The 13,728-nt window shown below is 51.5% G+C and carries 12 protein-coding genes; 4 read left to right on the top strand and 8 right to left on the bottom strand.

Going from position 1 to position 13,728, the window contains the following annotated elements:
- Nucleotides 1-53: 53 nt before the first annotated feature.
- From phnD to WC1_RS21975, 4 genes are all read right to left on the bottom strand, one after another.
- Nucleotides 54-1,070, bottom strand: a complete 1,017-nt coding sequence (gene phnD, locus WC1_RS21990; protein ID WP_003031828.1) for a phosphonate ABC transporter substrate-binding protein — start codon at nt 1,068-1,070, stop codon at nt 54-56.
- Nucleotides 1,071-1,225: 155 nt separating this feature from the next.
- Complete coding sequence (gene phnC / locus WC1_RS21985; protein WP_003841124.1) at nt 1,226-2,014, bottom strand: phosphonate ABC transporter ATP-binding protein; 789 nt, start codon at nt 2,012-2,014, stop codon at nt 1,226-1,228.
- A 132-nt stretch (nt 2,015-2,146) separates the two neighbouring features.
- Complete coding sequence (gene yjdN, locus WC1_RS21980; protein ID WP_003031832.1) at nt 2,147-2,596, bottom strand: VOC family metalloprotein YjdN; 450 nt, start codon at nt 2,594-2,596, stop codon at nt 2,147-2,149.
- Between the two features lie 139 nt (nt 2,597-2,735).
- Nucleotides 2,736-3,071: a zinc ribbon domain-containing protein YjdM gene (locus tag WC1_RS21975; protein ID WP_003031835.1), complete on the bottom strand. Its 336-nt coding sequence runs from the start codon at nt 3,069-3,071 to the stop codon at nt 2,736-2,738.
- Nucleotides 3,072-3,610: 539 nt separating this feature from the next.
- Between WC1_RS21975 and crfC the strand changes: the two genes are divergently transcribed.
- Nucleotides 3,611-5,968, top strand: coding sequence for a clamp-binding protein CrfC (gene crfC, locus WC1_RS21970; protein WP_016149424.1), 2,358 nt, complete (start codon nt 3,611-3,613; stop codon nt 5,966-5,968).
- Complete coding sequence (locus WC1_RS21965; protein ID WP_016149425.1) at nt 5,965-6,858, top strand: diguanylate cyclase regulator RdcB family protein; 894 nt, start codon at nt 5,965-5,967, stop codon at nt 6,856-6,858. Before crfC ends, WC1_RS21965 begins: the two co-directional genes overlap by 4 nt.
- A gap of 30 nt (nt 6,859-6,888) precedes the next feature.
- On the opposite strand, the gene kdgT is transcribed toward WC1_RS21965, so the two are convergent.
- The gene (gene kdgT, locus WC1_RS21960) at nt 6,889-7,887 is read right to left on the bottom strand and encodes a 2-keto-3-deoxygluconate transporter (RefSeq protein ID WP_003031841.1); all 999 of its coding nucleotides are present in this window, start codon (nt 7,885-7,887) and stop codon (nt 6,889-6,891) included.
- Between the two features lie 699 nt (nt 7,888-8,586).
- Between kdgT and proP the strand changes: the two genes are divergently transcribed.
- Nucleotides 8,587-10,089 carry a glycine betaine/L-proline transporter ProP gene (proP, locus tag WC1_RS21955; RefSeq protein WP_003841133.1) on the top strand — a complete coding sequence of 501 codons (1,503 nt, stop codon included), beginning with the start codon at nt 8,587-8,589 and terminating at the stop codon, nt 10,087-10,089.
- Nucleotides 10,090-10,246: 157 nt separating this feature from the next.
- Nucleotides 10,247-10,336 carry an LpxT activity modulator PmrR gene (gene pmrR / locus WC1_RS21950; protein WP_008321468.1) on the top strand — a complete coding sequence of 30 codons (90 nt, stop codon included), beginning with the start codon at nt 10,247-10,249 and terminating at the stop codon, nt 10,334-10,336.
- On the opposite strand, the gene pmrB is transcribed toward pmrR, so the two are convergent.
- From pmrB to eptA, 3 genes are read right to left on the bottom strand one after another with little or no spacing between them, the layout of a single operon-like run.
- On the bottom strand, nt 10,330-11,412 hold the full coding sequence (pmrB, locus tag WC1_RS21945) for a two-component system sensor histidine kinase PmrB (protein ID WP_003841135.1): 1,083 nt from the start codon (nt 11,410-11,412) through the stop codon (nt 10,330-10,332). The genes pmrR and pmrB overlap by 7 nt on opposite strands.
- Nucleotides 11,413-12,081, bottom strand: coding sequence for a two-component system response regulator PmrA (gene pmrA / locus WC1_RS21940; RefSeq protein ID WP_003031849.1), 669 nt, complete (start codon nt 12,079-12,081; stop codon nt 11,413-11,415). It lies immediately after the preceding gene.
- Nucleotides 12,082-12,085: 4 nt separating this feature from the next.
- Nucleotides 12,086-13,723, bottom strand: coding sequence for a phosphoethanolamine transferase EptA (gene eptA / locus WC1_RS21935; protein WP_003031851.1), 1,638 nt, complete (start codon nt 13,721-13,723; stop codon nt 12,086-12,088).
- Between the last annotated feature and the right edge of the window lie 5 nt (nt 13,724-13,728).

Consider the following 13,728-nt stretch of genomic DNA (forward strand, 5'->3'; position numbering starts at 1 on the left):
CGGCCTACAAAACATCGTAGGCCCGGTAAGCGAAGCGCCACCGGGCACCAGGGTTACTGCACCGCTTTGGTGACGCTGGTCATAGCGCCCAGTGCGGCGGTCAGACGGTCAAGGTCATCGAGCTGCGCTTTCAACGCCGAGGTTTTGCTGGTTTTCTCTTCCTCGTTCAGCCCTTTGTTGTCCTTCACACCCTGCATCTCTTTAAACAGTGCCAGCTGGCGAATCGGCACCAGTTGCAGATCGCTGGAGGCGCGGAACGGTGCCCATCCAAGGCGTTCCAGTACGGTTTTCTGTTCCGGCGTTTTGCCGTAATTCATAAAGAAGTCGTACACCTTGTCCTTGGTGGTTTCGGAGAGGTTTTTACGCCAGACGATCGGATCGCCCGGGATCAGCGGTGACTTCCAGATCACCTTTAACTCTTTCAGCTTTTCCGGCGCGGAAGTTTTCAGCTTGTCGAGGTTTTCGGTGTTGTTGGTGGCGACATCGACCTGCTTGTTGGCGACTGCCAGGGCGTTGGTTTCGTGTCCGGCGTTAACGGTGCGTTTGAAATCGCTCGCGGAGATGTTGTTTTTGGCAAAGACGTAGTAGCCGGGAACAAGGAAGCCTGACGTTGAGTTGGGATCGCCGTTGCCGAAGGTCAGATCCTTACGTTTGGCGATCAGATCGTTCAGGTTATTGATCGGACTGTCTTTGTTAACGATCAACACGCTCCAGTAACCCGGGGATCCGTCGGCGGCGACGGTCTGGGCAAACACTTGCCCGTTAGCGCGATCCACCGCTTCCATTGCCGAGAGGTTGCCGTACCAGGCGATATCCACTTTGTTAAAGCGCATGCCCTGGATGATCCCGGCGTAGTCCGGGGCGAAGAAGGCGTTCACTTTCACGCCCAGCGATTTTTCCATGTCCTTCAGGAACGGTTCCCACTGCGGCTTCAGGTTTTGCTGTGACTCGGTCGAAATAATGCCAAAGTTCAGCGCTTTTTCTTGCTCTTCGGCATGCGCCGGGCTTAACAAGGTACTGACGCTAAACATGCTGGTGAAGGCCAGCGCGGCAACTGTCTTATAGCTCATGTCGTTTCCTTAATTAGTCATTGTTCCAGGCTATTTCACTTGCCAGCCTGAATCCGGGCAGTGCTCAAAATCCTCACGTACTGCGTGTACGCTCCGGTTTTTCCGCGCTGGCCGTCTCCAGCCTGGCTGCGCCAATAACGCCTGGTTTTTTAGAACTATGCAGCCTGCGCGTTCTGTTCGACGCGGTTCATGCTGCGGTAAAGATGGTCAAAACGATCGTTATCAAAATGCTGGCTGCTGCCATCAAAGAAGACGTTGCCCTGGCGCAGCGCGACGATGCGTTCGCAGTAGCGCAGGGCGTAATCCACCTGATGCAGCGTGACGACCACGGTGATGCCGTCGGTCTGGTTTATGTCGCGTAGGGTGTCCATCACGATGCGTGCGGATTCCGGGTCCAGTGAGGCAATCGGCTCATCGGCAAGGATCACTTTGGCCTGCTGCATCAGCGCGCGGGCGATTGCGACGCGCTGCTGTTGTCCGCCCGAAAGCGTGGAAACACGCTGGTATGCAAAGTGCGCCATGCCAACGCGGGTTAACGCTTGTAATGCACGCTGTTTCTGCTCAGCGGTAAACCAGCTAAAACAGGTGCGCCAGAACGGCGTGCTGCCGAGCGCGCCAATCAGGACGTTCTCCAGCACTGTCAGGCGGTTCACCAGATTGAACTGCTGGAAGATGTAGCCGGTGTGGGCGCGGCTTTTGCGGATATCGCGCGCCAGGCGGCCTTCATGTTGAACGGTGCGGCCCAGCAGCTCGACGCGGCTACCGGGTGATTTATCACCGACGATCAAACCGCTTAAATGACGTAAAAGGGTGGATTTGCCGGAGCCGGACGGCCCAAGCAGAGCCACCATCTCACCGGAACAGATATTCAGATCAACCGCATTGAGCGCCTGATGTTGATTGAAGGACTTGGAGAGTTTTTCGACGCGAATAATCGTTTGCATGCTGCGGCCTCCCTAAAAAAGTGGCCCCATCGTGGCGGATCAATGTGACGTTTTCGTTAAGGGATAGTTACTCGATGATGAAGAGTTGAGCGCTATTTGATGACAGTACGGGAGGGCTGGCCTCCCGTTGGATTACTCTGTAGGGGGTTGCTGTTGTTTGACGACGTTGATCATCCACGGCACGCCATACTGGTCGCTCACTTTACCGAAACCGTGGGCCCAGAAGGTTTCCTGCCAGTCCATTTCGATTTTTCCGTTTGCTGCCAGGTTATCAAACCAGCGTTTGCCTTCATCGACGTTTTGCGTGTCGAGCACCAGCGTAAAGCCAGAGTAGTGAGCATTTCCGTCCGGGGCGCTATCGCTCATCATGATGTCGCTGCCCGCAACGCGCAGGTTGGCGTGGGCGATGGCGGTGTCGGGGAATTTCATGCCTGAAGGGCAACCATCTTCACTATCCTGCGCCGATTTGGGCATTTCACCGAAGTTGATTTTGTAGAGCAGTTCAGCGCCTAACGTTTTTTGATAGTAGGCGATAGCGTCAGCGCAGTTGCCTGCAAAGGAGATATAGGGACTTAACGGCATAATCTTTACCTCAGGTAAAAGAAACCAGTTAAGTGTAGTTATCGTCTGCATAAATAAACCAGGCGGGAAGTATGAGCTTCCCGCCTGGCAGATGAGCTGGTGTAGACCTGATGAGCGTAGTGCCATCAGGCAATTTGCATCAGTTCTTTTTCACAAACTCAGATTTCAGCTTCATTGGGCCAAAGCCATCGATTTTGCAATCGATGTTGTGGTCACCTTCAACCAGGCGAATGTTTTTCACTTTGGTACCGATCTTCAGCATGGAAGAGCTACCTTTTACCTTCAGGTCTTTCACGACGGTAACGCTGTCGCCGTCGGCCAGCAGGTTGCCGTTGGCATCTTTAACGATCAGTTCGTCGCTGTCCTGTGCCGGTTCAGCATCGTTCCATTCGTGCGCGCATTCCGGGCAGATGAACATGCCGTTATCTTCGTAAGTGTATTCGGAGTTGCATTGTGGGCAGTGTGGTAATGACATGTGGATTTCCTCAAAAGTCAGCAGGGGCAAATGCGCCCAAAAAATGGCAGATTGCCGAAAAAGGCCGCAATTATACATAAAATCCCTGCTTTTGTCGGGACTACTGCGTGATTACGCAAATGATCTGCTGTAAAGACCCTTTGCTTTTACCTCAATGAAAGTATGGGGTAATATTTTTTAAGGGAAATTGCTACGTCAGGTTATTTAAGATAAGGTGAGGCGAAATATCTGATATTCATAGGTAACATCGCCTGCGGATGTCTAAGTCATTGTGATTGAATATCTCAATCCCCCTTAATTTTAGTAGGGGGATTAAGCTGGCATTTTTTAAAACTGAACTACGCTGTTTATCTTTCTTACTTATTACATAAGTGAGAGGTTTCAGGCCAGCGGTTGTACGCCAAACTTATTTTAATAATATCAATTGGTTGTTTTGATTTTAATTATTTCCACACGTAATTATAAAAGCCAAAAAATCTATAAATAAAACGATTGGGCTAAATAAAAGCAATGCTATTTGCGTTAAGGAAAGATTTTCCATGCACACACAGACAATATATGAATTAAGTCAGGAAGCGGAACGCTTGCTGATGCTCTCGCTTGAACATCTCAGGCAATTGCAAAAATTGCCCATAACGTCGTTGGATGATGTCGCGCTAAAACAAGGAGAGCATGGCAGTCAGGTTGTTCAGCCCCTGCACTTCAGCGCGCGTGGCATGGATGTCCAGCAAGCAACGCTCAATAATGAGTTGCGCAAGATTACGCGTCTGGAAATGGTGCTGGCGATTGTTGGCACGATGAAAGCGGGAAAATCGACGACGATTAACGCGATTGTAGGGACAGAAGTTTTACCTAATCGTAATCGCCCCATGACGGCGTTACCAACGCTAATTCGTCATACGCCGGGGCAGAAAGAGCCGGTCCTGCATTTTTCACATGTCGCGCCGATTGATGCCTTAATGAAGGTTTTACAGCAGCGTGTGCGCGAGTGCGATCGCCAGCGTCTTACGCAGACCCTGGAAATTGACAAGGATATGAATGTCCTGCTGCAGCATATTGAAACCGGCGTGGCATTTGAACGGTATTATCTTGGCGCACAGCCTATTTTCCATTGCCTTAAAAGCCTGAACGACCTGGTGCGCCTGTCAAAAGCATTGGATGTTGATTTTCCTTTTGCTGCCTATGCCGCGATTGAGCATATTCCGGTTATTGAGGTTGAGTTTGTCCATTTGGCCGGACAAGCAAGCTACCCAGGGCAATTAACGTTGCTGGATACGCCGGGGCCGAACGAGGCGGGACAACCGCACTTACAAAAAATGCTTAATGAACAGCTGGTACGGGCCTCTGCGGTGCTGGCAGTGTTGGATTACACCCAATTGAAATCTATTTCTGATGAGGAAGTGCGTCAGGCGATTATGGCGGTTGGCAAGTCAGTACCGCTGTATGCGCTGGTGAACAAGTTCGATCAGAAAGACCGCAACAGTGACGATGAAGAGCAGGTGCGGGCGTTGATTTCTGGCACGTTGATGCAAGGTGGCATTGCCCCTGAAAGAATCTATCCGGTTTCCTCAATGTGGGGCTATCTGGCAAACAGGGCGCGTCATGAGCTGACGGCCCGTGGGCGACTGCCGGATCATCAGGTGCAACGTTGGGTGCAGGATTTTGCCGAAGCGGCGCTTGGCAGACGCTGGCGCACCACCGATCTTGAAGATACGGAGCATATCCGTCATGCCGCCGACCTGTTGTGGGAAGACTCGCTGTTTGAACAGCCTATCCAGAAAGTGATTCACGCCGCTTACGCCAATGCATCGCTGTATGCGCTACGCTCAGCGTCACATAAGTTATTGAACTATGCGCAAAGCGTGCACGAATATCTGGAGTTTCGTGCCCACGGGTTAACGGTCGCCTATGACGAACTACGGCTGAACATCACGCATATTGAAGAGGATATGCAGCAGTTAGAAGTGAGCCAGGGGCGGGTGAGCGATGAAGTCAGCCATGAAGTAGAACTGGCGCTGGAAGCTGCTGCAGCCTATCTCAGAGAGCAACAAACCGAGATTCTTTGCGGTATCAACACGTTCTTTGTCAAAGAAAACGTCCTGATGATGTCACAACATAGTCTGGGAACTGGCGTCTCCTCGGCAGAAATGGCCGGAGAAATGCTGGTGCTGCACGATGAAGGCCAGGCGAAAATTGTGTTAGATAAAATTCGCTCGTCCTGTGAGGGGGTATTGCTGGCGGCGCAGGAAAGCATCAGCCGTGACTTAGCCCTGCGTTTTGAACAGCTTGAGTCGACACTCTCCCGGGCGCTAAATGACGCGATGCGGCCAATTGAGCAAAGGGTGAAAGAGGAGCTAAACCACGCTGGTTTTCGTGCGCGGATCCGTTTTCCAGCGTTCCATACAGCGATGTTTAATTTCAATACCCGCCAATTGTTTAACGAGGCCATTGAGCAGGATATTCCGGCAGAAAATGCGCCGTCTACTGGTGGTGCGGTACGTGACACTTTCTCTCGTTGGCTAAATCAACCCAACTGGGGATGGAATGATTACGTCGAAACAAAAACGCGTTATCTCATTGATATGGGCGCTTTGCATAAGAACCTTGTGCAGTATGTCTCCCAGTTTTGCCAACAAATTCGTAAAGCTTTAGTTGCTCAGGTCGATATTTCCGTTACGGCAGGCATGGCCACGTTTTTTGCAGATTTTTCACTGTGTCTGGCGCAATTGCAGGCGAGCCTGAGTGAGAGTCTGACGCTACGCCAACAAAATGAATCCGCGGTGAATGCAATGAATGAGCAATTGCAGCAGCGCATTACGATTGCGGCATGGCTTTATGAAGATTCCCGTTTGCTGCGTGACGATATCAATACCCTTTTTGCAACCGAGCACACATGACTAACGTTTTACTGGAAGGCCCCGGGAGGACGCTGGAGTGTGTCTACCCGAAGTTTATGGTCGATCTGGTTCAGGGAGATGAAACCAAACGTTCCGGCGGTTTTCTGCAACAGCAGCAGCGGCTTCGCGCGCGTCTGACGCAGGAGGTGTTATCTCAGACACAACTACGGGCGTGGGTGATGGCGGGAGTATCCAGCGAGCATCTGGTGATGCGTCTTAAGCTGGTAGAGAAGTTGGCGGGCATGATCGACCCAGGCCATCTGGCGCTGGTGCGTATTGCCGAAGGGCTGAGGTTTTTACAACAAACCGAACACCCGCGTGGGCTTTCAACCCCCGGTCTTTTACAACAAATAAATTCACTGACTGACTGGTTTACCCAACGCGCTGCGTATAAAGAGAAGGCGCTGACCCAGCGTGGCCTGACGGTTCAGGCGGGCGAACACAGCGAACAAATTTTTACCCGCTGGCGGGCTGGCGCATATGACGGTTGGTCGTTACCTGGACGCTGTTTTGTTGCGCTGGAGGAGTTGCGCTGGGGAGCCTTCGGTGACGCCTGCCGGTTAGCGAATGCCGATGTGGTGTTAATGCTAAAAGACAACCTGCGAACCATGGCCGCTCAGGCGTTGGCGGACAGCGTGAATGCGGCGCCTGCTACGCGTCATTACTATCATCATTGGCTCAGCACGCCAGTTGTCGGGGGATCGGGCGAGTATAACGATATGCTGAGCTGGTTAGGCGACTGGTGCGATGCGCAGCGTCATCCGGTGAGCTGGTCGGTGACGCAGCGTTGGCAAAATGTGGCGTTAGGAATGCCGCGATTGTGTTCGGCGAAACGACTGGCTGATGCGATGGTTGAGGAGATTTTTGCACCGTCCCTACTCATCAATTGAGCAGGGACAGTCAGTGGGGCTAAGACAGAGTTAATGGTGCAGAGAGTCTGCCGGGGTGGACACCGTCTCGTTGGCGACCAGGTTTTTATTAAAACGTTTGGCGTACAGCGCGGTGATAATCGGCACCAGAATGGCGGTGACAATTACGCTGGCGGCAACCAGCGCCGTAGCGGATGCGGCAACCGGTTCGAACGCCGGGTTAATCTGGGCGATAATCACCGGGTTTGCCACCGCAGCGCCTGCTGCTGAAGAGGCTGCCACGCCTGCCGTACCGTTCCCGCCACCAATAACACGGTCTGCAATAATCAGCGGGATACCGGTGATGACGATAACCGCGACACCCAGCAAGATACCCAGCAGACCGGTATCAACGATTACGCTCAGGTTAATGGTGTTACCCAATGCGAAGCCGAAGAACGGGATCAGCACCGGTGTGGCTTTGCTGAAGAAAGAACGCAGGTCATGATCCAGGTTGCCTAATGTAAAGCCAATCAGGAACGGTAATACCGCGCCGATGAAATGGTGTGGCTCGAAGGAGGCCAGACCCGCGGAGCCGAGGATGACCATGGTCATTAACGGGCCGGATTCCAGAGACATCAACACAAATGCGCCGGACTCTTCTTTGGTGCCGTACTGGTTCATCAGGCTGGCGTACAAACCACCGTTGGTCATGTCCATTGCGGAGACAATTGCCAAAACTGAGAGGCCTGCAAAGAACCCGGTTTGAATACCGGTATCAGGAATGAATGAAGCCGCAATCATTGCCACTACCCACGCCACGGCTATTTTGGTTATTACCAGCGTACCGGACTTGCGTAATACCGTGCCGGTTGCCCGTAAATCAATAGATGCGCCGATACAAAAAAACCACACTGCCAGAATCGGTACCGTTCCGCTGATCATTCCTTTGGTAAACGAACCGAAATACGCACCGGTATCCGGAGCTAACGTATTTAACACTGCGCCTAATAACAGAGGAATCAACATCATTCCGCCGGGGATGCGTTCAATCGTGGCTTTAATTTTCATAAACGTCCTCATGTCTTGTCGCCGCTAATACTAGCGCAAGAGGGTAAAAATTAATAAATTCAAATGGTTACTGGTTTCTCTTAACAAAGAAAATCGCTATCTCTTTGTTTTATAAAATCTAACGCGGCATACGTTGAGCGTGTTGCTGCTCCCAGGGATATTGCGTCTGGAATTAGTTTGCATTCATGGGAACGTTGATTCAATCAAAATAAAACGATGTTTTAGTTATCTTCATCACATATTCCGAGCAAAAGTTCCCGGTCGCTCTGATTATTAAAAAAGCTGTGATCTTTTTGTGAAGGGATTAGGTGTTTTTTTTGCTAGCAGAATAATAATGACCGCTGTGATTGTTGGTGCAATAAAGCGATTTATTCTTGTATTTAATTGTCAGTAAATCACAAGCGTTACATGTAAAAAAGATGACTAAGAATGACCTAATTTACGCATGTTGACGAAATGAAAAACTATATGTGAAGTTGATCACAAATTTAAACGCTGTTAGGGTAAAGAGGTCATTAACCGCCCAATCAGGCGTCAACAGGTTCGGTTGTACTGTGCGTTTCTCGTCAGTGTAAGTAAACCTGCTACGCTTGTTACAGGGAATGCGCCTGTGCGTTCCCCGCTCGGTGATGACCTTGACGCATGGGCGTTGGGGGATTCGAACTGGAGCGTGACAGGGCTAAGTCTATGAGGACGAGTATGCTAAAAAGGAAAAAAATAAAACCGATAACGCTGCGTGACGTTACCATCATTGATGACGGTAAATTGCGAAAAGCCATTACCGCAGCGTCGTTAGGTAATGCGATGGAATGGTTCGATTTTGGTGTTTATGGATTTGTTGCTTACGCATTAGGTAAAGTGTTCTTCCCGGGGGCTGACCCCAGCGTGCAGATGGTTGCTGCACTCGCCACCTTCTCTGTTCCCTTTCTGATTCGACCGCTTGGCGGATTGTTCTTCGGTATGCTCGGCGATAAATACGGTCGTCAGAAGATACTGGCTATCACCATTGTGATTATGTCGATAAGTACCTTCTGTATCGGTCTTATTCCCTCGTATGCCTCAATTGGTATTTGGGCGCCGATTCTGCTGCTGCTGTGTAAGATGGCACAGGGATTCTCGGTCGGCGGAGAGTACACCGGGGCGTCGATTTTTGTCGCGGAATATTCGCCGGACCGTAAGCGTGGATTTATGGGCAGTTGGCTGGACTTCGGCTCGATTGCCGGGTTTGTGCTGGGTGCGGGCGTGGTGGTTCTGATTTCAACCGTCGTCGGCGAGGAAAATTTCCTTGAGTGGGGCTGGCGTATTCCGTTCTTCCTGGCGCTACCATTAGGGCTGATTGGTCTGTACCTGCGTCATGCGCTGGAAGAGACGCCGGCGTTCCAGCAGCACGTGGATAAACTGGAGCAGGGCGATCGTCAGGGTCTACAGGAAGGTCCGAAGGTTTCGTTTAAAGAGATTGCGACTAAGCACTGGCGCAGCTTGTTGGCATGTGTTGGTCTGGTGATTGCTACCAACGTCACCTACTACATGCTGCTCACCTATATGCCGAGCTACCTGTCGCATAACCTGCATTACTCCGAAGACCACGGTGTGTTGATTATTATCGCCATCATGATTGGTATGCTGTTTGTGCAGCCGATTATGGGGTTGCTCAGCGACCGCTTCGGGCGCCGTCCGTTTGTGATCATGGGCAGTATTGCGCTGTTTGTGCTGGCGATTCCGGCATTTATCCTGATTAACAGTAATGTTATCGGTCTGATTTTCGCCGGGTTGCTGATGTTGGCGGTGATCCTCAACTGCTTTACCGGGGTGATGGCGTCAACGTTACCGGCGATGTTCCCGACGCATATTCGCTACAGTGCACTGGCCGCCGCGTTTAATATCTCGGTATTGATTGCTGGTTTGACTCCGACATTGGCCGCATGGCTGGTGGAAAGCTCGCAGAATCTGATGATGCCTGCTTATTATCTGATGGTGATTGCGGTGGTTGGTTTAATTACCGGCGTGACCATGAAAGAGACCGCCAATCAGCCGCTGAAAGGGGCCACGCCTGCCGCTTCGGATATTCAGGAAGCGAAAGAGATCCTCGGCGAACACTACGATAACATTGAACAGAAAATCGAAGATATCGATCAGGAAATTGCTGAGCTACAGGTTAAGCGCACGCGTCTGGTGCAGCAGCATCCGCGTATTGATGAGTAATCGTGTCATTGCCTGATGGCACGCAGCTTTTAGGCCTACGGGTAGCATTGTACTTTGTAGGCCGGGTAAGGCGTCAGCCGCCATCCGGCGCGTGGCCTTAAGGTTGGCTTAATATCCTTCAGGCAAACTCTCCTCCATAGTTTCGGAGGAGAGTGTCATGAAAACCCGTATTTATGAAAGTTTGACCACCGTGTGCAGTTTGCTGATCGTCAGCAGCTTTTTGTATGTATGGGTGAGCTCTTACTGAATTTTCGCCAATTCCACCCATGCGCGAGTGCCGTTGGCTCCCTGGCGATTTTGCAAATAGAAATGCCCTTGATGTAACTGGGTGATGCGACTGACAATGCTCAGCCCCAGTCCAATTCCGCCAAAGCGGCTGTCCATACGCACAAACGCTTTACTCAACTCCCCGCATTTACTTTCATCAATGCCCGGCCCTTCATCTTCAACGGCAAGGACGGCATCATGCTCTGTGTTCAGGCTAATCGTAATATGGGTGCCTTCCGGGCTGTAACGATGCGCGTTTTCCACCAGATTTCGTAGTAGCATCCGCAACAGCGTAACATCACCAGGCACGACAACGTCCGCCGCGCTTTGTGGCAGGAGCAGCGTCTGTTTACGTTGGTCCAGCATGGTGCTGAGTTCATCGTAGGAGGGCAGAATAACATCCTCCAGCAGCTTGACATGCTGGTAGCTCCCGGCCGAAAACGACTGTCCGACGCGGGCGAGTTGCAGCAGTTGCGATACGCTGTCCATCATTTGATCTAGCCGGGCAATTAGCGGCGAAACGTCGACCTTATGGGTTTTGGATAATAATTCCAGATGCAGGCGCACGCCTGACAGCGGTGTGCGCAGTTCGTGAGCGACATCGGCGGTAAATAAGCGTTCGTTTTCAATCGTGCTGGTTAGCCGCGTTACCAGGTCGTTGAGCGCGGAGACAACCGCCTGGATCTCAATGGTTGAGCTGTGAATTTCAATCGGGGTCAGGTTATCGGCTGCCCGCGCCTCCAGCTCTTTTTGCAGATCTGCCAGCGGACGAGTAATACGTCGCACTGCCTGGTAGCAAATCAGCAGCGCCAGGCTGACCATAAAGATGCCGGGGACGATCAGACTGGCGATGGCCTCGCGGATCTCATGCATGATGTGGCGATCGTTGTTGCGATTTTCGCGCAATGCCTGTTCGAATAACTGTATTTGCTCGGTACTTTCATGCCACAACCAGAAAGTGCTAATCAGCTGAAAGACCAGCAGAATAAGACCAATCGTCAGCATCAGGCGATGACGAAGCGGGAGCGGTTGTTTTAGATATTGCAGCAGCTTCACTTAGCTTTCCTCAGTGGCAACCAGCATATAGCCAAATCCCCTGACCGTGCGGATGCGAGATTTTCCGACTTTGTCGCGCAGATTGTGAATGTGCACTTCCAGCGTATTGGTCGACGGTTCGTTATCCCAGCTGTAGATGTCGTTATACAAAATTTCCCGGTGTACTGGGCTGCCCGCTTTGAGCATAAGGCGTGACAGGAGTGCGTATTCTTTCGGCGTTAAGATAACCTCTTGCCCGTCCATCCACACCTGGCGCCGACCGATATTAAGCGTCAGGTTGCTGACAATGAGTTCACTTTCACCCTGATTGTTATGCCGACGCAGCAGCGCCCGGATGCGGGCATGCAGTTCTTCCAGTGCGAACGGTTTGACCAGATAGTCATCAGCACCCACGTCCAGTCCGCTGACACGGTCTTTCACCGTGTCGCGGGCGGTGAGGATAAGTACCGGCACGGTGTATTTTTTCTGTCTGATTCTGTTCAGAAAGTGCAGGCCGTCTTCATCCGGTAAACCCAGGTCCAGAACAACCAGACTGTAATGTCCGCTCTCCAGACACTGCTCCGCTGCACGGGCCGTGGATACGCCGTCGCAGGCGTAGCCTTCTGTTTGCGCGGCGAGTATCAGTCCCTGTAATAACAACGTATCATCTTCAACAATCAGGATTTTCATTCGTTTAGCCTCCCCGGCAGGGCTGCAGAATATCATCCGCCGCCTGATATTTCTGTGTTTGTACGCCCGTTAATCCCAGCAGGGTTGAGAAGAGATTATCCTGTGAGAAATCTTCTGAGCTTGCCCGTTTTTGCAAACATGTCTGAGAGACCTGATAGCGTTGCTGATAATCCTCGGAGAGCCACAGCAGCATCGGCACATGTTTTTGCGTATCAGGTGCAATCGAATACGGCAGGCCGTGCAAATAGACGCCATTTTCCCCTAAGGATTCGCCGTGATCGGAAAGATAGACCAGGCTGGTGGTGAAATTATCCTGGTGCTCTTTCAGTATATTGATTGCTTTATCAACAATATAGTCAACGTAAAGAATAGTGTTGTCGTAAGTATTGACCAACTGTTGCTGTGAACAGGTCTGGATTTCGTTGGTATCGCAGGTTGGCGTAAATTTCTTAAACTGCGCAGGATAGCGGTTGTAATAGGTCGGACCGTGGCTGCCGATGGTATGCAACACAATCACGCCGTCGCCTTTCAGGTTATTAATGTACTCTTCCAGCCCGTGGAACAGGACTTCATCGTAGCATTCACCGTCAATACACTGCCCCGGCAGGTTCAGCTTAGTCATATTCTGGTGTGGAACCCGGTCACAAGCCCCTTTGCAGCCGCCGTCGTTATCGTTCCACAGAACGTTAATTCCCGCCCGTTGAATAATGTCGAGCACGCCTTCCTGATGCTGCGCCAGTTCTTCGTCGTAGTGCGCGCGTGGCATATCCGAGAACATGCAGGGTACTGATACTGCCGTTGCCGTTCCGCAGGACGTTGTGCGGGGGAAATAGACCACATTATCTTTTTCCAGCAGCGGGTTGGTCTGGCGCGAATAGCCTGACAGCGAGAAGTTATCGCCACGTGAAGTCTCGCCGAGAACCACAATCGTCAGGTTCTTACGCTTTTCTTTCACCATCAACGGATTGCGGTGTGCATCTTCGCCAATGCGTACCAGCGGCAGGTGGGCCAGCCTCTGGTGTGAATACCAGGATGACGTCGCCACAATGCTGTTGGATGGACTGAGGGATTTCACCAGTTCTTTGTTGTTGCGAAACAGTGAAGCGTAATCTTTATAGAAGAACGCAGCGACCAGCACGATCAGCAGTGCGGAGATCAGAATGTTCGCGCCACGGAACAGTATGCTGCGCATGACAGACGTGATCGGTTTGATTTTTACCCAGCAGGCAATAAGTGCGGCCAGAATGCCGCTCACTCCGAGCGTGATGAGCAGTTGTGGCGTCAGCAAAGCAAAGGTTTCGGCGGGGGTGGTGTCCATCATATTGGCGATCATTGAGCGGTCGATGATGATGCCGTAGGTCATGATGAAATATTGGGCCGATGCGCCAACCAGAATGAAAATGCACGCCACCAGGCGATTAAGCCACAGGAATGAGGCCAGTGTCAGCACAATGTTCATGACGCTGAACGCGACCACCGGCATTGATAAAAACACCAGCACGTTACGCACAGAGTCCAGAGGCAGGTCTTGCAGCACTTGTTTATAGAACGCAATGTTCAGGAAGGTCGCAAGATAAAATGAGATCAGCAGAAGCCAGCTGATTAGCCCGAGAGTGGGCCTTTTAAACAAGAGCTTTAACATTAAGG

This window comes from Citrobacter sp. KTE30 (assembly GCF_000398825.1).
Taxonomy (GTDB): Bacteria; Pseudomonadota; Gammaproteobacteria; order Enterobacterales; family Enterobacteriaceae; genus Citrobacter; species Citrobacter freundii.